Origin of the sequence: Lacicoccus qingdaonensis (genome assembly GCF_900101075.1) — a bacterium.
GTDB classification, from domain to species: domain Bacteria; phylum Bacillota; class Bacilli; order Staphylococcales; family Salinicoccaceae; genus Lacicoccus; species Lacicoccus qingdaonensis.
On record NZ_FNFY01000001.1, the window covers coordinates 268909 to 289782 of the forward strand.

The 20874-nt window shown below is 44.5% G+C and carries 21 protein-coding genes, 1 pseudogene, 1 riboswitch and 1 other annotated feature; of the genes and pseudogenes, 20 read left to right on the plus strand and 2 right to left on the minus strand.

Annotated features, from left to right (window positions below):
* Position 1 precedes the first annotated feature (1 nt).
* The 5 genes and pseudogenes from BLR15_RS01290 (at position 2) to BLR15_RS01310 (ending at position 4526) form a co-directional block, all read left to right on the plus strand.
* Positions 2–510 (plus strand): annotated as a pseudogene (locus BLR15_RS01290) (YfiT family bacillithiol transferase).
* 216 nt (positions 511–726) lie between these two features.
* Positions 727–832: riboswitch (SAM riboswitch) on the plus strand.
* Positions 833–896: 64 nt separating this feature from the next.
* Entirely contained in the window at positions 897–1910 is a 1014-nt protein-coding gene (locus BLR15_RS01295) for a methionine ABC transporter ATP-binding protein (RefSeq protein ID WP_092983871.1), read from the plus strand.
* A complete protein-coding gene (locus BLR15_RS01300) occupies positions 1903–2562 on the plus strand; it encodes a methionine ABC transporter permease (protein WP_092983873.1) in 660 nt (219 codons plus the stop codon). The genes BLR15_RS01295 and BLR15_RS01300 overlap by 8 nt, the downstream gene beginning before the upstream one ends.
* Positions 2563–3366, plus strand: a complete 804-nt coding sequence (locus BLR15_RS01305) for a MetQ/NlpA family ABC transporter substrate-binding protein (protein ID WP_092983875.1) — start codon at positions 2563–2565, stop codon at positions 3364–3366. It begins immediately after the preceding gene.
* A 2-nt stretch (positions 3367–3368) separates the two neighbouring features.
* Positions 3369–4526 (plus strand): aminotransferase class I/II-fold pyridoxal phosphate-dependent enzyme, encoded by a 1158-nt coding sequence (locus BLR15_RS01310; RefSeq protein ID WP_092983877.1) that lies wholly within the window; start codon positions 3369–3371, stop codon positions 4524–4526.
* A gap of 55 nt (positions 4527–4581) precedes the next feature.
* Here the strand turns inward: BLR15_RS01310 and BLR15_RS01315 are convergent, their stop codons facing one another.
* Positions 4582–4800, minus strand: a complete 219-nt coding sequence (locus BLR15_RS01315) for a hypothetical protein (RefSeq protein ID WP_092983879.1) — start codon at positions 4798–4800, stop codon at positions 4582–4584.
* A gap of 147 nt (positions 4801–4947) precedes the next feature.
* A complete protein-coding gene (locus tag BLR15_RS01320) occupies positions 4948–5370 on the minus strand; it encodes a universal stress protein (protein ID WP_092983881.1) in 423 nt (140 codons plus the stop codon).
* A 184-nt stretch (positions 5371–5554) separates the two neighbouring features.
* Here BLR15_RS01320 and BLR15_RS01325 point away from each other — a divergent pair, with 184 nt between their 5' ends.
* The 15 genes from BLR15_RS01325 (at position 5555) to secDF (ending at position 20856) form a co-directional block, all read left to right on the plus strand.
* Positions 5555–6445 carry a YitT family protein gene (locus tag BLR15_RS01325; RefSeq protein WP_092983883.1) on the plus strand — a complete coding sequence of 297 codons (891 nt, stop codon included), beginning with the start codon at positions 5555–5557 and terminating at the stop codon, positions 6443–6445.
* A gap of 353 nt (positions 6446–6798) precedes the next feature.
* The gene (locus tag BLR15_RS01330) at positions 6799–8538 is read left to right on the plus strand and encodes an ABC transporter ATP-binding protein (protein ID WP_092983885.1); all 1740 of its coding nucleotides are present in this window, start codon (positions 6799–6801) and stop codon (positions 8536–8538) included.
* Positions 8459–10282, plus strand: coding sequence for an ABC transporter ATP-binding protein (locus tag BLR15_RS01335; protein WP_245696456.1), 1824 nt, complete (start codon positions 8459–8461; stop codon positions 10280–10282). Before BLR15_RS01330 ends, BLR15_RS01335 begins: the two co-directional genes overlap by 80 nt.
* Before the next feature lie 287 nt (positions 10283–10569).
* A complete protein-coding gene (gene mreC / locus BLR15_RS01340) occupies positions 10570–11418 on the plus strand; it encodes a rod shape-determining protein MreC (protein ID WP_092983889.1) in 849 nt (282 codons plus the stop codon).
* Position 11419: 1 nt separating this feature from the next.
* Entirely contained in the window at positions 11420–11938 is a 519-nt protein-coding gene (gene mreD / locus BLR15_RS01345) for a rod shape-determining protein MreD (protein ID WP_092983891.1), read from the plus strand.
* Positions 11939–11980: 42 nt separating this feature from the next.
* Positions 11981–12053: a sequence feature (ribosomal protein L21 leader region), on the plus strand.
* Between the two features lie 14 nt (positions 12054–12067).
* Positions 12068–12376, plus strand: a complete 309-nt coding sequence (rplU, locus tag BLR15_RS01350) for a 50S ribosomal protein L21 (RefSeq protein ID WP_092983893.1) — start codon at positions 12068–12070, stop codon at positions 12374–12376.
* A complete protein-coding gene (locus tag BLR15_RS01355) occupies positions 12376–12696 on the plus strand; it encodes a ribosomal-processing cysteine protease Prp (protein WP_092983895.1) in 321 nt (106 codons plus the stop codon). Before rplU ends, BLR15_RS01355 begins: the two co-directional genes overlap by 1 nt.
* 10 nt (positions 12697–12706) lie before the next feature.
* Complete coding sequence (gene rpmA, locus BLR15_RS01360; protein ID WP_052256496.1) at positions 12707–12991, plus strand: 50S ribosomal protein L27; 285 nt, start codon at positions 12707–12709, stop codon at positions 12989–12991.
* 121 nt (positions 12992–13112) lie between these two features.
* A complete protein-coding gene (gene obgE / locus BLR15_RS01365) occupies positions 13113–14393 on the plus strand; it encodes a GTPase ObgE (RefSeq protein WP_092983897.1) in 1281 nt (426 codons plus the stop codon).
* Positions 14394–14401: 8 nt separating this feature from the next.
* A complete protein-coding gene (ruvA, locus tag BLR15_RS01370) occupies positions 14402–14980 on the plus strand; it encodes a Holliday junction branch migration protein RuvA (RefSeq protein ID WP_092983899.1) in 579 nt (192 codons plus the stop codon).
* 10 nt (positions 14981–14990) lie between these two features.
* Positions 14991–15995 carry a Holliday junction branch migration DNA helicase RuvB gene (gene ruvB / locus BLR15_RS01375; RefSeq protein WP_092983901.1) on the plus strand — a complete coding sequence of 335 codons (1005 nt, stop codon included), beginning with the start codon at positions 14991–14993 and terminating at the stop codon, positions 15993–15995.
* Between the two features lie 26 nt (positions 15996–16021).
* Complete coding sequence (queA, locus tag BLR15_RS01380) at positions 16022–17071, plus strand: tRNA preQ1(34) S-adenosylmethionine ribosyltransferase-isomerase QueA (RefSeq protein WP_092983976.1); 1050 nt, start codon at positions 16022–16024, stop codon at positions 17069–17071.
* Positions 17052–18200, plus strand: a complete 1149-nt coding sequence (gene tgt / locus BLR15_RS01385; protein WP_092983903.1) for a tRNA guanosine(34) transglycosylase Tgt — start codon at positions 17052–17054, stop codon at positions 18198–18200. Before queA ends, tgt begins: the two co-directional genes overlap by 20 nt.
* Positions 18201–18218: 18 nt before the next feature.
* Positions 18219–18479 carry a preprotein translocase subunit YajC gene (gene yajC / locus BLR15_RS01390; protein WP_052256491.1) on the plus strand — a complete coding sequence of 87 codons (261 nt, stop codon included), beginning with the start codon at positions 18219–18221 and terminating at the stop codon, positions 18477–18479.
* 97 nt (positions 18480–18576) lie between these two features.
* Complete coding sequence (gene secDF / locus BLR15_RS01395) at positions 18577–20856, plus strand: protein translocase subunit SecDF (protein WP_092983905.1); 2280 nt, start codon at positions 18577–18579, stop codon at positions 20854–20856.
* The last annotated feature ends 18 nt before the right edge of the window (positions 20857–20874 follow it).

Here is a 20874-nt window from a genome sequence, read left to right on the forward strand (position 1 = left end):
GATGGATGTTAAATTTCCCATTGGAAAACTGGATGTACCTGAAAATGTGACGCTTGAAAATATTCGTGAATGGAATGCACAGACTGAGACATTTACAAAAAGGCTGCGTGAAACGGTCGACGGCTTAAGTGAAGATGAGCTGAACAAAACATACCGTGAAGGTGCATGGAATGTCAGACAGCTCGTCCACCATATTGCAGATTCCCAGATGAACATGTTTCAGCGCCTGAAGCTTGCATTGACCGACGATGCACCGACAGTACCCGGGTTTGTCCAGGATGAGTGGGCGGTGCAGCCGGATACTGAACTGCCGGTGGAGAGTTCCATTAAAATGCTGGAAGGGATCAATGAAAAATTGTTGCACTGGGTAAAAGTCTGACTGAAGATCAGTTGGACCGTTATTTCGTCCATGAAGATAACGGTAAAGTGACAGTAGCGACCAAGGTTGCCAAGTTGGCGTGGCATGAAGAGCATCATCTGGAACACATTAAGATTGCTTTGTCGAAGTAAGCTTATATGAAAAGTGGCATGAAATGTCTAAAAAAGGGTGTTTCATGCCAATGAGCAGGCAAAATTGACATGAAAAGAGTCTGTAAAGAGTCTACGTGTCATTCCAGAGCTGAAATTGACACCAGCACCAATGTATTACAGGTTTGGTGTCACGCAGTGTAAACCTGCCTTGCAAATTATACTGATTTACTATATGATTAATCTCAACTCAATATCCAATTATCCAGAGCAGACGGAGGGACTTGGCCCTGTGATGTCTCAGCAGCGGACTCATTTTGAGTACTGTGCTAATTCCAACAAGCGGATGCTTGAACGATAATCAGTTTGGTCATCTGCCCAGTGCAGATGGCTTTTTTATTACAGAAAGATGTAAAGGGAGGATTCATATGAGCATAGTCTTTAAAGATGTTTCAAAAACTTACTTACATAAAGGTAAGGAAATCAATGCTTTGAGACTGACGAACCTGACGATAAACGCAGGTGAAATATTCGGGCTGATCGGTTTCAGCGGGGCGGGGAAGAGTACACTCCTTCGTCTTATCAACCTGCTCGAAGCGCCATCATCAGGGACGATCCACGTCGGTGATGATGAAGTGACTGCATTGAATCAGAAGGATCTGCGGGTGAAGCGCCAGAAAATCGGCATGATTTTCCAGCAGTTCAACTTGATTGAATCTAAAACGGTCGCGGATAATATCGCATTCGTCCTAAGAGCAGCGAAGTATCCGAAAGCTGAAATTGACGGACGTATCGATGAGCTGCTTGAACTGGTGGGTCTGTCCGAGAAAAAGACGGTCTTCCCGAAAAATTTGAGCGGCGGACAGAAACAGAGGGTCGGTATTGCAAGGGCGCTCGCCAATAATCCTGATGTGCTCCTCAGTGATGAGGCGACGAGTGCACTGGATCCGGAAACGACAAAGACGATATTGAATCTGCTGAAGCGTATCAATAAAGAGCTCGGCATTACGATTGTTGTCATCACTCATGAGATGGAAGTGATCAAAGAGCTTGCCGAACGTGTCGGTGTCATGTCGAATGGTGAAATTATCGAGATGGATGATGTCTACAAAATATTCAGCGAGCCGTCGCACGAAGTGACGAAAGGTTTTGTGCAGGATATTTATGATTTTCAGATTCCTCCCCACATTGTTCAGGCAGAAGATAATAAAATCATCACCATCAAATTTCTGCAAGAAAGTGCAGAGGAGAGTTATCTGAATAAACTGTACAGGGAGTTTGATCTGTCGATCAGCATATTGAATGGAAGAATCGAGTATATCAACGGCATACCGCTTGGTATTCTGATGCTTCAGGTAACGGGGGATCCTTCAGAAATTGACAGGCTGATCCGTAATATCACTGAAACTCCAGGTATAGAAAGGGCTGAGATATATGAATAGTTTAACGAATCTGGGACCTCTCTTGTACCAGGCGTTTCTCGAAACGACTTTGATGGTTTCTATATCCATATTTTTTGCGGTACTGATCGGACTGCCGCTCGGAGTCTTATTATTTGTTACACAGCATCATTTACTCTTTAAAGTGAAACCGTTGAACCAGGTGCTCGGCGCACTTGTGAACGTCATCCGTTCATTCCCGTTCATTATTTTGATTGTGGCGATCATGCCGTTTGCGACCTGGCTTGTCAACGCGTCCCACGGGCCGGTCTTTGCTAGTGTCGCACTGTCGATTGCGGCTGTGCCTTTATTTGCAAGGCTGGTCGAGTCGAGTTTCAACAGCATTCACAGCGGTGTCATTGAAGCGAGCATCGCAGGCGGCGCACCGTTATACATGATCGTGACAGATGTGCTGATTCCTGAAGCGAAAAAAGGGCTGATCCAGGCGATTACACTGACGATCATTACGATTATCGCATTCAGTGCGACGGCGGGTGTCGTCGGCGGTGGCGGTATCGGTGACCTTGCGATCCGTTACGGCTACTACCGTTATGATACTTTGACAATGGCCGTGACGGTCATACTGCTGATCATCATCGTTCAGCTAGTACAATTAATCGGTGACTTTTTAAGCCGTCGTGAGGAGGGAAAATAGATGCGTGGCATTATTATATTTTTACTGGGCACTTTAGGTGTCATTATCATTTCGAGTGTGCTGTTATATGAAGATGAAGGTGAAGTGATTACGATCGGTGCATCTACCGGCCCGTTCAGTGATATGGTCAACTTTGCTTTGAAGCCGCCTCTTGAAGAGATGGGGTATTCTGTTGAAATCGTCGAGTATACGGATTACGTCCAGCCAAATAATGCACTCGATAATGGAGACCTTGATGCGAATCTGTATCAGAATCTGACATTCATGGACAATTTCAATGAAGAGAACGGTACAGATCTGCATGGACTAATTCAGGTGCCGACAGCGCCGATGGGTCTTTATTCGAGTGAGTTTGAATCACTTGAGGAAATATCGAACGGAAGTGAAGTCGCACTGCCGCTCGATCCTGTCAACTCTTCACGCGGTTTTCTGACTTTGGAAGAAGCCGGGCTGGTTACCATCAGTGAAGATGCGAATATGTTTGCGATACAGGAAGAAGATATTACTAGCAATAATAAAAATCTCGAGTTTGTCTTCCAGGATGCCGGTCAGCTGCCGAGAAGCGTCGATCAGATCGGGCTGTCACTTGTACCGGGCAACTTTGCGCTTGCCAGTGATATGAATCTCGACGATGCGCTTGTACTTGAAAGCATGAATGAATATTTCAGAAACAGAATAGTCGTCAATACGGAAGATAAGGATTCTGAAATGGCCGAAGACTTGATCGAAGCGGCACAGTCCGAATACTTTGACCAGGTCATCGATGAGGAATTCCAGGGATTCGATAAGCCGGAGGAGGAGTAGTTATGAACGAGTTGTTGAAGTCTGTACCCGAAAGCTATTTTGCGAGCGTCAGCACTCTGAATGAAAATTTGGAGATTGGTGATAAGCCGCTGATCAATCTCGCTGTCGGCATACCGGACGGTGCCGCTCCGAAAAGTGTCACAGATGCCGTGAAATCTTCTGTAGAAGATCCGAAGCAGCATAAATATCCCGGATTCCGCGGATATCCATCATTTAAAAAAGCAATCATGGACTTCTACAGCCGCCACTACGGAGTGACTTTGAAAGATGAAAATATCGCCATTCTTTACGGCACCAAAAGTGCCCTCGTCCAGTTTCCGATGATATTCATCGAGCCGGGTGAAGGCGTCTTTCTCCCGAACCCGGGGTATGCGGACTACTCGGCAGGTGTGATTCTCGCTAAAGGCGTTGAGTATGATCTGCCGCTGCTTAAGGAGAATGAATATTTGCCCGATTATGATGCGCTCGATCAGAAAGAACTGGATAATGCGCGGCTGATCTACTTGAACTATCCTTCTAATCCGCTCGGTTCAGTCGCATCAAAGGAGTTCTTTGATGAGACGATTAGCCGGTTTAAGGATACAGACATAAAGATTGTTCATGACTTTGCATATGCCGGTTTCGGTTTTGATAAAAAACATCCGAGCATCCTTCAAAGCGACCCGGAATTGTCGACAGCTGTGGAAATTTATTCATTTTCAAAAAGCTATAATATGTCCGGTTTCAGGGCGGGTTTTGCAGTCGGCAATAAAGAGATGATTGAAGCAATTAATATTTATCAGGACCACACCCAGACAGGCATGTGGGGTGTGCTGCAGGAAGCGGCGACAACAGCGCTTAATGAGGAAGACGATTTTCTGACTGCTCAAAAAGATATTTTTAAGAAGCGGAAAGACATGGTCATAAAAGAACTGTCTGAAGCGGAAATTCCAATCGAGCCGATTGAAGGCGGAATATTCGGCTGGATAAAAGTGCCGGATGAGTTTGACGGGGAAAGTTTTGTGAAGTATCTGCTGAAAGAAGAATCAATACTCGCAACTCCGGGAATTCCATTCGGTTCAAGGGGCACAAACTATATACGTATATCCATGGCCATCGAAGATGAACAACTTAAAGAATGCATTGAAAGACTGAAAGGGATTGCGTACCTTTGGAAGTGAAAAATTAATATTTAAATAGTACAACCCGCGGATTTCGGCCGCGGGTTTTTATTATTTATGAGAGGGTGATTTTTCTTTTTGCTATGTAAGTGATGATCAGTGCCAAAACAGGTACGAGCGGCATAAATGTAAAACCGTTTATAAAGTAAACAACGGGTATGAAGAATGAGGTGATTCCCAGAAAGAAAAAGAGCTGGGATTGTTTTTGCAGTCCATAGAAGAACAGGAAGATGCCTTCTACAGCTAAAATGATCAGTATGATATTGAGCCACATTGTAGATTCACTCCCATTGCTGATTATATTTCACCGTTGAAATATTAAAGGAATAGATTGAAAGGCGGTATCCCTATAATTAAATATCGCAAATATTTAATGCCTTTTGTCATTAAGTCAAAAGGCATATTATAAGTGGTGATATATTTATTTAACGATGACTACAGGTGTGTTGACACGTTTTGCGATTTTATGAGTTACATGGCCGAGTACATGCTTGATGTCTCTTTTAGAGCGTTTGTTGCTCATGACGACGACATCATAATCGTTATTTTTTATTTCTTTCAAAAGTGTTTTCATGATCAGCCCTGATTCAAACTGTACCTGGTAGTTTAATCCCAGTTCCTCAAGATGATCGGTGAAAGGTCTCATGAATTCTTTCTTTTCTTCAACGAGCGTATCGAAATGTTTGCCGTCATATCTGACGCTGTTGGCGTGTTCACCTTCGGAAATGATGTTGAAAATCGTGATCATATGATGCTGGTTGTCGCCGGTAAGCTTTTTCAATTGTTCAGGTACGTTGATGAAAGAGTTGCCAAAATCGTATGGTACTAATATTTTTTTATACATGGTCACACATCCTTTAAATTTCATATAATATGATTCTATTAAAAATACTAGGTTTATATAAAATACGCAATCAAAATTTTTATAAAAATATAAAATATTGGGCACTTATACACTAACATTGACGGTAATAACCCAGACCGCTAATATAAGCATGGATGATGATATGTTTTAAAGGATGTGTGGTATGAAAAACTATTTATATATGATAATCGGCGTATTCTCCTTTGCTTTTTCCGTCGCCATATTCGCGATGCCGAACTCACTGGCAGAAGGCGGTATCCCTGGTTTATCCCTGCTTTTATACTTTGGGCTGGGATGGTCGCCGGCCATAGTCACTTTCATAGCGAACGTTCTGGTACTTTCCATTGGATACAGGTATTTGCCGAAATCCATGATCATTAAATCGATTGTTGCCATCCCGCTTTTCTCGTTTTTCTTATTCATCCTGGAAGGTGCGGGATCAGAACTGGGTGACCCTTTGCTTGCAGCAGTATATGCGGGTGTCCTGACCGGCATCGGTTTTGGATTCATATTCCTTTCAGGGAGTACGATTGGCGGTACTTCCACCATCGCAAAAGTGTTGAATTATAAATTTGGCTGGGAACTCACAGGTACAAATTTTGTGCTCGATGCATTGGTCGTCGCCGGCGGTGTATTTGTTATCGGACCGGTTATGATTTTATATACTGTCGTTGCGCTGTTTATCGGAAAAAAAGTGACCGACTATGTACTTGAAGGTTTTGAATCTAAAAAGGTTGTTCATATATTTTCAGAAGAGAGTGAGGAAATTTCAGCTTCTCTCCGGAAGAATTTAAATGCCCATACTTCAATATTGGAAAGTAAGGATGAAGGCAGCGGCAATATTGAACATATGATTTATGTCGCTGTGCCGAAGCAGCAGGTATTTTATTTGAAAAAATTGATCAACGAGGTGGATGAGGGTGCATTTACGGTCGTGCATTCCGTGAAGGACGTGAGCGGTGGTTCATTCATGAAAGCACATTATCCGACGCAGAAGGTGTTCAGCAGCAACAGGGAAGAGAAAGAATACCATAAAGACAAAGTGAAGGAATGAAAACCTCTGTCCGACGATTCATTCATGGATATGTGCAGACAATCTTAAAAAATCCTATGGAATTTTAAAATTATATTGAAATATTACTTCTTATGAAATATACTGAAAACATCAAACACAAGGAGGACAAAAGCTATGCATAAAATCATTGCAGTGAAATCACACAACAAAGAATCGAATAGTGCCTCCCTTTATGGTTGTTTTTAAACACATTAATCAATGATGACCAATCCATATACATACAAAAGGGGAGGCGTATGCCCCCCTATTTTTATGCCTTATTTTAAGTGCGCACAAAAATGGTGTGCACTTTTTATTGCAAAATTTATTCAACATAAGAAAGTTGGTTAATCATGATTGATTTTATTTACAAATTAAAATGGTATTTTTCAGAACATAAAATGAAATATTTACTCATTGTAGTATTGGCTGTAATTTCGAATTTCATGGAAGTGATTCCGCCTCAGCTGATCGGCCGTACAATCGACCTGATCAACACCGGTGACATGACGATCGGTACCATGTGGCTCATATTTTTGTTATTCATAGCGGTCATCATCAGCACTTATCTGCTGCTGTACTCATGGTTTTATATGCTCTTCGGCAGTGCATACGATATCGAAAGCATCTTGAGGATGAGACTGATGCAGAAGTTTCTAACGTTGTCACCAAGCTTTTATGAACGTAATAAGACAGGTGATCTGATGGCAAAGGCGACCAATGATATGCGGAGTATCAACAGGGCGATGGGTTTCGGACTGATCACCCTGCTCGATGCGAGCACTTTTCTACTGACGATCATTCTCGTCATGGCGTTTACCATCAATCTGGAACTGACATTTTATGCACTGCTGCCATTGCCGCTTCTGATCATCATTGAAGTTTATCTTGGACGTATGATCAGTAAACGTCATACTGAGAGCCAGAAATCATTCGGTGTAATGAATGATGCAGCACTCGAAGTGGTTGAAGGGGTGAGGCTGACGCGGAGTTACGTGCAGGAAGAGGCGGAAGCAGCAAGTTTCAAGGGAAAGACAAAGGATTATCTGGACAGGTTCATGAAAGTGGAAAAGCTGGATGCATTATTCCAGCCTCTGACGATCTTTGTCGTTTCCTTAAGTTTCATCATTGCATTCGGTTATGGCGCAGTTTTGGTGAATGAAGGCGAAATGACCGTCGGGGAAGTCGTCACTTTCAATATCTACTTGAATATGCTCATCTGGCCGATGTTTGCAATGGGCATGCTGTTCAATATCATGCAGCGGGGCAATGCTTCACTGAACCGGGTTGAAGAAGTGCTTCAGACCGAAGATGATGTCGTTGATACTGGCGACAGCATTGTGGAGTCGAGTGAAATAGACTTTGAGCATGTGTCCTTCAGCTATCCCGCCAGCAGCCGTCAAAATCTGGACGGGGTTACCATCCATCTCAAAGCGGGTGACACTTTGGGAATTGTCGGTAAAACCGGCAGCGGCAAAACGACGCTGATCAGACAGCTCCTAAAAATGTATCCTGCAGGAACGGGCAGTCTGATCATAGACGGCATCAACATCACCCGGCTGAATAAAAAAGAACTGCGACAGAGAATCGGTTATGTATCACAGGAAAATATCCTGTTTTCAAGAACCGTCAAAGACAATATATTATTCGGTAATCCAGGCGCATCGGATGATGAGCTGGACCGGGCGATAGAAGTCAGTGCACTTGATTCGGATCTTGCTCTTATGCAGAAGGGACTTCAGACCATGGTGGGAGAAAAAGGTGTTGCACTGAGCGGCGGGCAGAAGCAGCGTATATCCATAGCCAGAAGTCTGATCAAAGACCCGGAAATACTGATATTTGATGATGCGCTCAGTGCCGTTGATGCGAAAACGGAACAGCAGATCATCGATAATATCAAAAGGGAACGAAAAGAGAAAACAACCATCATAGTGACACATCGACTGTCTGCTGTCAGACATGCGGATGTGATTGTCGTGCTTGAAGACGGCAGAATCGCTGAGACGGGCAGCCATGATGAACTGGTTAAGAGTGATGGCTGGTATAGAAGACAGAATCAGTATTATGAGACCGGCGGTGAAGAAAATGACTGAGATTAAAAGATTGTTGAAATACTCGCTCAATTATAAGTGGTGGTTCATCGGAGGAAGCATAATGATGGTCCTGATGGTGTTCTTTGAACTTCTTGGCCCGCTGATCATCATGACAGTCCTCGATGATCACATCCGTCTTGGGGAAGGCAACATCAATGTTGAAGCAGTCATCCGTCTGCTGATTATATATGCTCTTATCAAACTGTTCCATGCGATTGTCGCATATTTTGCGCAGATTATTCTGCAGTCGACAGGGGCAAAAGTCGTTCAAAGTATACGTCATCAGGTGTTTGAACATATTCAGAAACTGCCGGTGAAGTATTTTGATAATCTGCCTGCCGGCAAAGTCGTTGCCAGAATAACCAATGACACCGAATCGATGCTTGAATTTTTTACGTATGTGCTGCCGATGTTTCTGGTGAACGGTCTGACGATGATGGCCATAACACTTGCAATTTTCATCGTAAATATATATGCGGGCATCATCATGCTGATTTTTGTGCCGATCATCTTACTGTGGATCATCGTCTATCGTAAATATTCGAATGACTACAACCATATGAAGCGTGAAAGGAACAGCGATATGAACGCAGCAATCAGTGAATCGATCAACGGCATGACAACGATCCAGGTGTTCAACAGGGAAAAACAGATTGAAAGTGAATTCAAGGATCTGAATGACGAATATACGGACAGTGCCACGAAACTGGTGAAACTGAACGGCTTGTCCGGAGACAATCTGGCAGGCGTCATGCAGTCTTTCGTCTTCGCACTCATGGTCATCGTATTTTCACTGGCGTTTTTAAGTCCGTCAGAAGCCCTGACAGTGGGGACTATGTACTTACTGGTGGACTATATCACCCGTTTTTTCAATCCGCTTTATGAAATCGTCGGTCAGATCGAAATATTTGAACAGGCACGTGTTGCGTCAGTTAAAGTATTCGAGATGATCGATGAAGAGGAAGAAATTGAAGATAAGGGCACTCTGGATGATTTTGACGGAGATATCGATTTCAGGAATGTCTCTTTCTTCTATAAAGAGGGGCATCTCGTATTGAAAGAGATCGATCTCAGTGTTGGCCGGGGAGAAACGATTGCTCTCGTCGGACATACCGGCTCAGGGAAAAGTTCGATCATCAATCTTCTCATGCGCTTCTATGATCCGACAGAAGGACGGGTTTTGTTTTCCGGAAAGGATACGAAGCATATCAATAAAAAAGAATTAAGGAAACATGTATCGATAGTACTCCAGGACCCGTTCATCTATGCAGGCACACTACTATACAATATCCGCCTCAACAATGAAGATATTTCACGTGAGGCGGCAAGAGCGGCACTTCTCGAAGTCGGCGGAAGAGAGCTGATGGAAAAACTGGACAGGGGGATGGATGCATGGCTGCCTGAAAGAGGGGCGACGTTGTCACTTGGAGAGCGCCAGCTGATTTCTTTTGCCAGGGCTCTGGCATTCGATCCGAAAGTGCTTGTGCTGGATGAAGCGACGAGTAATGTGGACAGTGAAACAGAGCAGATGATCCAGAACGCGATGAAAGTGGTCAGCAGAAAACGTACGACATTCATCATCGCACACAGATTATCCACCATCCAGCATGCGGATCAGATCATCATTCTGGAAGAAGGAAATATAATGGAACAGGGGAATCATCAGAGTCTGATGGATATGAATGGTATTTATGCCGAGATGTTTAAAATGCAGGTGATGGATAGGAATATGCGCCACGCATAGATGGTGTAATATGTTCACTAAATATCCGGAAATGACCTTGATTCGTGTCAATTTAATGGTTAACATATAAGTATAATGACATTGACATAACAAGGTCACTTGTTTAGTTAACAAAACCTTTTGATAGAACTCTCGTTCTAGATATCATATATTATATTATTATCTTTTTAACAGGGGCCGGTGAATCCGGCCCCTCTTTTATGTAAAAAATCCGCTATAAATATATTTCTTAACCATATTGATATATGGTATTCTTTTATATACACAGTTTACTGGAGGCGTGCTCAGTGAATAAACTTTTTAACAGAAACAAAATGCTGATCATTTTATTCGGGATCATCATATTGATATTATTTATCGGCTTTTCGATGACGGACAGGGAATCGACGACCAAAGCCGAACAATTTACAGGCGACACTGTTGCGGCTTCCCAGTCCATCATCGGTGCACCGGTTCAATTTGTATCCAATATTTTCAGCAACTTTACAGGACTTTTCGGGGCTTCGAATGAAAATGAAGCATTGAAGACCCAGCTTGAAATGGTACCTCAGATGTACTCGGATATTGAGCGGCTTGAAGCGGAAAATGAGAAGCTCAGGGATGCGCTTGAAGTCAGTTCGAAAAGAGAATATGACACCATCAATTCAAGGGTGATTTCCCGCTCCCAGGATCAGTGGCTGAACAATTTCACGATCGATAAAGGTGAAAATGACGGCATACAGGAAGGTATGGCGGTCATGACACCGGAAGGTCTTGCCGGCATGGTCAAACGTGTCAACGGCAATTCCAGTTTTGTTGAGATGATTACGACGAATGTCTCTCAAAACAATCTTTCGGTTGAGATTCAGCACGCGGATGAAGCGGTGTATGGGGCAATCGATCACTATGACAGTGAAAGGGGACTGCTTGTCATAGATAATATAAAGAATAATGCCAAGGTGGAAGCCGGGGATGAAGTGTTTACAAGCGGTCTTGTAGGCGATTTTCCGGAAGGGCTGATTGTCGGCGAAGTCATGGAAGTTGAAAATGATGAGCACGGGCTGAGTCAAAATGCCTATATCCAGTTGGCGAGTGATCCATCTGAGATCGATGTCGTTTTCGTCCTGGAACGGGACCCGGAATCAATGGGAGATTGATATGAGGATCATAGTGATATTCATTACGTCCCTTCTGTTGATGTACGGCGATTTTTTATTTGCAGAATTCAGTCCTTTTGAGATCAGCGGATTGACAGTTTATACGGTCCCTAAATTACTTCTGATGTATATACTTCTTTTATCGATCTACGTCAATCCTTCGATCAGCAGTTTCATAGCGATCGTCTTCGGTATACTGATTGATGTATACAGCGGTCTTGTTTACGGTGTGCATACTTTTGGCATGGTCGCTTTCGTATTTTTCATGCACACTGCGTTCAGGGTATTTTATAAAGACTTTGTCGCGATGGCTTTTGTCGTCCTGTCACTGACATTTCTTTATGATGCGTACATATACATCATCTACGGCATTCTCGGCCTGGTGAATATGCCGGTGTTCGATTATCTGGCGCTCAGATCGGTTCCGAGCCTGATTGTCAACGCACTGCTTTTTGTACTTGTGTTCGTCCTCACTTTGAAGAGTTCGAAAGTACGTAAAAACTTCCTGTCAAAACATTGACTTAAAGCCTGCTGATTGCTATAATCTAGAAGTTGATGATTTATCAGACATCAACCGCACAATCATAGGTCAAAGTGACTTGTTCCACCTATGGATGGCGTGTCTTAATTAAAATCAGGAGGTGTAAGTATGTTTGCAATCATCGAAACAGGCGGTAAGCAGGTTAAAGTGGAAGAAGGCCAGACTATTTTTGTCGAAAAGATAGAAGCAGAAGAAGGCGCGAATTTTACTTTTGACAAAGTACTTTTAGTTGGTGGAGACAGCGTTAAAGTCGGCGCACCGACAGTTGAAGGCGCAACAGTTTCTGCGAAAGTTGAAAAACACGGACGCGGCAAGAAAATCAGGGTTGTCAAATTCAAACGCAGAAAGAACTACCAGCGTACACAAGGTCATCGTCAGCCTTATACAAAATTGACAATTGAAAAGATTGAAGCTTAATGATTAAAGTGAATATTCATGAAAATGATGATGGCCGGGTTGTTTCTTTCAACATGAGCGGTCATGCGGACTTTGATGAATATGGGAAAGACATTGTTTGTGCCGGAGCTTCGGCAGTCGTTTTTGGAAACGTCAATGCCATCATCTCCATGACGGATGCAGATCCTGATATAAAATTGGATGATGACGGCGGATACTTACAGTTCAGTGTTGAAAATCCAAATGATGAGAAGCTGCAGACGCTTTTGGAAGCAATGATCATTTCATTAAAAACTATTGAAGAAGAATATAACGACTATATAAGAATAGAATATATGTGAGGTGAGTAACATGCTAAAGTTAAACTTACAGTTTTTCGCATCGAAAAAAGGGGTCGGGTCAACAAGAAACGGCCGTGACTCAGAGTCAAAACGTTTAGGTGCGAAGAGACAGGATGGTCAATACGTTTCAGGTGGATCAATTTTATTCCGTCAGCGCGGTACTAAAATTCATCCGGGTGAAAATGTAGGTCGCGGTGGCGATGATACATTATTTGCAAAAATTGACGGCGTAGTTAAATATGAACGTTTTGGTCGAGACAAAAAACGTGTTTCTGTTTATCAGGAAGCAAAATAATTTTGTTACTAAAAGCATCAGCTACTGCTGGTGCTTTTTATTTTGCAGGGGTTCCAGGATGATAAATTGATACATAGTCTTTATATCAGTGATATAATATTAAAGTAATTGAGGTGAAAATATGTTCGTAGATCAGGTCAAAATATTTTTGAAATCAGGTGACGGCGGCAATGGGCTTGTCGCGTACAGAAGAGAGAAGTATGTTCCGATGGGCGGACCGGCAGGCGGTGACGGCGGTGACGGGGCAAGCATTATTTTCGAAGTGGATGAAGGACTGAGAACACTGCTGGATTTCCGTTATCAGCGTCATTTCAAAGCAAAGCGCGGCGAAAACGGCATGAGTTCAAACATGCACGGCAAAAACAGTGAACCGCTCATTTTGAAAGTGCCTCCGGGCACTGTAATAAAAAAAGTGGAAGATGATGAAACAATGGCGGATCTGACGACGCACGGCCAGCAGGCTGTCGTTGCTAAAGGCGGCCGCGGCGGCCGGGGCAACTCGCGTTTTGCGTCCAGCAGAAACCCTGCACCGGACCTTGCGGAAAACGGTGAACCGGGAGAAGAATTTGAAGTGACACTGGAATTGAAATTGATGGCAGACGTCGGTCTGGTCGGTTTCCCGAGTGTCGGCAAGTCAACCATATTGAACAGTGTATCGAGAGCAAAACCTAAAATCGGTGCATACCATTTTACAACGATTTCACCCAATCTGGGTGTGGTCCAGTCCGGTGACGGCCGTTCATTTGTCATGGCTGATCTGCCGGGCCTGATTGAAGGTGCAGCAGAAGGGTCGGGACTCGGTCATCAGTTCCTGAGACACGTGGAAAGGACAAAGGTGATTGTTCACGTTGTGGATATCAGCGAGTCCGAAGGCCGTGACGCTGTCGAAGACTACCATACGATCAGGCAGGAGCTCGGTGAATATAACCCGGCGCTGCTTGAACGTCCTGAAGTCATCGTCCTGAACAAGACGGATTTGCTTGAGGATACGGAAGTCATCGACCTGTTCAGACAGGAAATCGGGGAAGACAAGGAAATCTTTTCCGTTTCTGCAGCGACGAGTGATAATCTGCAGCCGCTGCTCTATAAAGTGGCGGATATCCTGGATGAAAGTGATGAAGCGGAAGTCGAGCTTGATGAAACGGAAGAACGTGTAGTCTACCGTCATGAAAAAGATCCGGATGCATTCAAGATCAGCCGTGATGATGACGGTGCATATGTTGTCAGCGGGCCGACAATCGAAAGAGTATTCATGATGACGGACTTTAACAGAGATGCAGCAGTCAGGAGATTTGCCCGTCAAATGCGCTCGATGGGTATTGATGATGCCCTTCGGGAAAGAGGTATCGAGACAGGAGATACTGTAAGGATACTTGGCGGAGAATTTGATTTTGTAGAATAGGTGAGGAAATGTATCAATATATAGAAGGTACAATTGAAACTGTGTCCCCGCACAATATTACAGTCGATGTTTCAGGTGTGGGTTATCTTATTCATGTCCCGAATCCTTTTCGTTTCGAAAAAGATAAAGGCAGTAAATTAAAAGTATATACAGAGCTGATCGTCAGAGAAGACAGCCATACTTTATACGGCTTTAAAAATATGGAAGAAAAGCAGCTGTTTCAAAACCTGCTCAGGGTGAAGGGCATCGGTCCGAAAAGTGCGCTTGCCATATCGGCGGCAAGCACTCCGGATGAAGTGATCACTGCAGTCGAAAATGAAGATCATGCCTACATGAGCAAGTTTCCGGGCATTGGCAAAAAAACTGCCAGCCAGATCATACTGGATTTAAAAGGCAAGCTTGTCGAAAGCGGCAGAACGGCTGTATCCACATCGGATAACGATTATGTCAAAGAGGCACTGCTTGCGCTGGAGGCACTCGGCTACAGCAAGAGGGAACTTTCAAAAGTGGATAAGAAACTGCAGACGGAAAGTTTTGAATCCGTTGACGCAGCGGTGAAATCAGGATTGAAATTATTAGTTCAATAGAGGTGTTATTATGTCAGAACATGATGACAGAATTTTAGATGAACATCAGATGGATGAGGACATGGAAGTTGAAATGTCACTCAGACCGGAATATTTAAAACAGTATATCGGCCAGGATGCGATGAAGAACAACCTGGCAGTGTTCATCCAGGCTGCCAAAATCCGGGAAGAGGCTCTGGATCATGTCATACTGCACGGTCCGCCGGGTCTCGGTAAGACCACTTTATCCAATATCATTGCGAATGAAATGGAAGTCAATATCCGCTCCACTTCCGGCCCGGCAATCGAAAGAGCGGGAGATCTCGCGGCGATATTATCGAGTCTTGAGCCCGGAGATGTTTTATTCATCGATGAAATTCACAGAATTCCACGTGCTGTTGAAGAGATTTTATATTCAGCGATGGAAGATTTCTTCATAGACGTCATTATCGGCAAAGGTGAAGAAGCGAGAAGCATCCGGATCGACCTGCCGCCGTTCACACTGGTGGGGGCGACGACGCGCTTCGGCAGTCTGAGCGCACCGCTCCGTGACCGCTTTGGTGTGCAGTTGAGACTGGAATACTATGATGTGGACAGTCTGATTACTATTGTTGAGAGAACTTCTGAAATATTTAATGTGGAAATTGACCCGGACAGCGCCGTGGAGCTTGCGAAACGGTCAAGAGGGACACCGAGGATTGCCAACAGGCTGCTCCGCCGTGTCAGGGACTTTTCAATCGTCAAGGAAGAAGAATCCATCTCAATGGAAACGACGAATCACGCGCTCAGCGTACTGGAAGTCGACTCGATGGGACTGGATCCAGTAGACCACCGTATTATGAATACGATCATCGATACATATGGCGGCGGTCCGGTCGGACTCGAAACAGTGGCTGTATCTATCGGTGAGGAAGTGGTCACTCTGCTTGATGTATATGAACCGTTTCTGATCCAGCAGGGCTTCCTTGAGCGTACACCGAGAGGACGCAAGGCGACTGGGAAGAGTTATGAATACTTTAAAGATAACGGCAAGTAGATCTGTTTTGGAAATGAGGAATGATTTTGAAGCTTGAGGAATTTGATTTCGATTTACCGGAAGAACTGATTGCGCAGACGCCGCTTAAAGACCGCTCAAGCAGCCGTCTGCTGGCTCTCGATAAGACTGACGGTCAAATAGAAGATACTACTTTCAATGATATTTTAAAATATTTTAAAGAGGGTGACGTCCTCGTATTGAATGATACTAAAGTGCTGCCAGCCCGTTTGTACGGCGTCAAGGAAGATACCGGTGCAAAGATTGAGATGCTTCTACTGACACCGGTGGAAAACGGATATGAAGTGCTGATCCGCCCCGCAAAAAAGGTGAAAACAGGCACGAGAGTCGTTTTCGGCAATGGTGAGCTTATCGCCGAATGCACCGGCATTTTCGATGAAGGCATCCGTCATATGAAACTGCATCATGAAGGTATTCTTGAAAATGTACTGGACGAGCTTGGTGAGATGCCCCTGCCGCCGTATATTAAAGAAACACTGGAAGACAAAGACAGGTACCAGACAGTATATGCGAAAGAAACAGGATCTGCCGCTGCACCGACTGCCGGTCTTCATTTTACGAATGAACTGCTGGATGAAATCAGCAGTGCCGGCGTAAAAATCGTGACGATCACACTGCATGTGGGTCTCGGTACTTTCCGTCCCGTCAGTGCAGAAACGATTGAGGACCATAAGATGCATTCGGAGTACTATATGATGTCTGCAGATGCTGCCGAAGTGCTTAATGCTGCAAAGGAAAACGGCAGGAACATCATCAGTGTCGGAACGACGAGTACAAGAACGCTTGAAACCATCATGGGTAAATATGATACATTCAAAGCGTCCAGCGGTTTTACGGATATTTTCATCTATCCCGGATTTGAATATAAAGCGGTGGATGTGCTCATCACCAATTTCCACCTGCCTAAATCCTCACTCGTCATGCTGGTCAGTGCTTTTAGTTCCAGAGAGATGATCTTAAATGCTTATCAGCATGCTGTTAATAACCAATATCGTTTCTTCAGCTTTGGAGATGCGATGATCATTCATGGAGGTGCCGATGATGGCCATTCGTTATGAACATATCAAAACATGTAAACAGACCGGCGCACGTCTGGGTAAACTGCATACGCCGCACGGTGTGATCGATACCCCGATATTCATGCCTGTCGGTACGCTGGCAACCGTAAAGTCGATGACTCCCGAAGAGCTCGCAGACATCGGCAGCCAGATCATTCTGTCAAACACGTATCATCTGTGGCTCCGTCCCGGCAATGATATCATCAGGGAAGCCGGCGGCCTTCACAAGTTCATGAACTGGGACAGGCCGATTTTAACCGATTCCGGAGGGTTTCAGGTATTCAGTCTGAGCGATTCGCGTGAGATTAAGGAAGAAGGTGTTCATTTCAGAAGTCATCTGGACGGTTCCAAACTGTTTTTAAGTCCGGAAGGCGCCATGGACATCCAGCACGACCTCGGTTCTGACATCATGATGTCATTTGATGAATGTCCGCCGATTCCTGCAGAATACGACTATGTCAAAGATTCACTCGAAAGAACTTCGAGGTGGGCTGAAAGAGGGCTCGAACATCATATCAAAAAGGGTCATGACAAACACCAGGCACTGTTCGGCATCGTTCAGGGCGGAGAATATGAAGATCTGCGCACCCAGAGTGCCAAAGATCTTGTGAGCATGGATTTTCCGGGTTATTCTATCGGCGGTCTTTCTGTCGGTGAACCGAAACCGGTAATGTACAGGATGCTTGAGCATACAATTCCTTTACTGCCTGAAAATAAACCCCGTTACCTGATGGGCATCGGCTCACCAGACGCGCTCATTGAAGGTGTCATCCGCGGCGTTGACATGTTTGACTGTGTGCTGCCGACGAGGATTGCAAGAAATGGCACGACGATGACATCACAGGGCAGAGTAGTCGTTAAAAACAAAAAGTTCGAACGGGATTTTACACCGCTTGATCCGAATTGTGACTGTTATACATGTAAAAATTACAGTAAAGCCTATCTTCGCCATCTGATTAAAGCGAATGAAATACTCGGGCTCAGACTTACTACTTATCATAACCTGTATTTTCTGTTAAAATTGATGGAAGATGTTCGAAGTGCGATTTTAAATGACAGATTGTTAGATTTTAAAGAAGCGTTTTTCGACTCATATGGATTGAATGTAAACAATCCGAAAAACTTTTAGAGGAGTGTCTATGAAAGAATGGAATTTCTAATGCCATTATTACCTTTTATTGCAATCATCCTGGTAATGTATTTCCTGATGATCCGTCCGGCTCAGAAGAAACAGAAACAGGTCCAGGAAATGCAGGCGGGTCTTCAAAAAGGAGACGACGTCATTACTATCGGTGGCGTACACGGCCGTGTAGAGTCATTTGACCAGAAACACATGTATATACTTACAGATGACCAGGGCACCGTACTTAAATTCGAAAGAGTTGCATTAAAAGAAGTTGTTAGATAACACAAAGTCGACACTAGTTGTCGACTTTTATATTTTAATTTGAACTTATTAACGTTATAATGAGAACGTTAAGTTGTGAAAAATAGAGGTGTCACATTTGAGGAATAAACTAAGTTACATAATCATTGCTTTAGCTGTGAGTATCGGGCTCGTCACTGTTGTCGCCATGACGGCGGAAGATGTCGGGGAAGATGTCAATCTCGGGCTCGACCTGCAGGGCGGTTTTGAAGTTTTATATGAAGTAGAACCGCTGAACGAAGGCGACGAAATTGATGAGACTGCCGTCAGCAGTACGGCCAGTACATTGGATTCGAGAGTGAATGTTCTCGGTGTGTCGGAACCGAATATTCAGATTGAGGAAGGCAACAGGATCAGGGTGCAGCTCGCAGGTGTGGAAGACCAGACGGAAGCGAGGGAACTCCTGAGTACACAGGCGGAACTGACAATACGTGACGTAGAGGATAATGTCCTGTTATCCGGATCGGACCTCGTGGAAGGCGGAGCCTCGCAGAATTTTGATGAATTCAATAATGCGATGGTCACTTTGGAGCTTCAAAGTGCAGAGAAGTTCAGGGAAGTCACTGAAGAGATATCCGAAAGGCCGCAGGGTGAAAACCTGATGGTCATCTGGATGGATTTTGTCGAAGGCGAAGACTCATTCGCTGAAGAGGCACAGAAAGAAAATCCTAAGTTCGTATCCGCACCGACCGTGAGTGAACCGATCAACTCCAGCGAAGTGATGATCTCCGGCGGGTTTGAAGGACAGGAAGGTGTGGAGCGGGCACAAAATATCGCATCACTGTTGAACTCCGGTTCTCTGCCGGTCGAACTGACCGAAGTATATTCAACTTCAGTCGGTGCACAGTTTGGTGAACAGGCACTGCAGGAAACAATTTTTGCGGGTGCACTCGGCATCGCCCTGGTATTCATCTATATGATCGCCTTTTACAGACTGCCGGGTATTGTTGCGACTGTGACTTTATTCGTCTATATATATTTGACCGTTTTCGGGTTCAACATGATCAACGGTGTGTTGACCCTGCCGGGTATTGCAGCATTGATTCTCGGGGTCGGTATGGCCGTCGATGCGAACATCATATTGTATGAGCGGCTGAAAGATGAACTCAGAATTGGCAGGAGCATCAAGAAGGCCTATAAAAAAGCGGCACAAAACTCAATATGGACCATTCTCGATGCGAACATCACCACATTGATTGCGGGACTCGTATTATTTGCATTCGGTACGAGCAGTGTCAAAGGTTTCGCCACGATGCTGATACTGTCTATCGTGATGAGTTTTGTCACAGCGGTATTCCTGACGCGTGTACTGATGAGACTCATTGTCCATTCCGGATACCTGAACGATAAATTAGGGCTGTTCGGTATAAAAGAAAAAAACAGGTACAAGCTGAGTGAAGGAAAAGACATAGAAGACTTGACGACGCCGTGGGACCGTTTTGATTTTGTCAGACATACGAAGAAATTCTTTGCTTTCAGTATTGCATTGCTGGTACTGGGTGCAGGCGCACTGGCAGTATTCAATTTGAACCTTGGTGTCGACTTTACCAGTGGAACGCGTGCGGATATCGAAACAAACGATGAAGCGGATATCGATGAAGTCGAGAATACGCTGAACGAGCTAGGCATTCCGCCGGAAAGCATTACGACGTCGGGTGAAAATACTGTCGTTGCAAGATATACTACCGACCTTGCCCAGGATGAGGTCACAACGATGCAGGATACATTCAATGAAATGTACGGTGCAACACCAATGATCAGTACGGTGAGCCCGGTTATCGGAAAAGAACTTGCCCAAAATGCGGCGCTTGCATTACTGATCGCATCAATCGGCATCATCGCCTATGCGACCATCCGGTTCGAATGGTGTATGGCACTGCCGGCAGTACTTGCGCTGATGCACGATGTATTTATCATGATTGCAGTATTTTCCATTCTAAGGATAGAAGTGGATATTACAATCATCGCTGCGGTGCTGACCATTGTCGGTTATTCAATCAATGATACGATTGTGACACTCGACAGGGTCAGGGAAAACCTCCGAAAGGTCAAAGTGATCAGGAGCGAGGAGACGATAGATTTAATTATCAACCGTTCCCTCAGACAGACGGCCACACGCTCTATCAACACCGTTCTGACGGTGGTAATCGTTGTTCTGCTCCTTGTCTTGTTCGGCAGCAGTGCGATATTCGGCTTCAGCCTCGGTCTTTTGGTCGGCCTGATAAGCGGGGTATACTCCTCATTCTTCATCGCCATCCAGTTATGGGGCATACTTAAGAAACGCCAGCTTAGAAAAAATGGCGGCGAACTGGTCGTATATGAAGACGAGAAGACAAATGATGAAAAGATATTAGTTTAATATTATTTGAAAATGCCT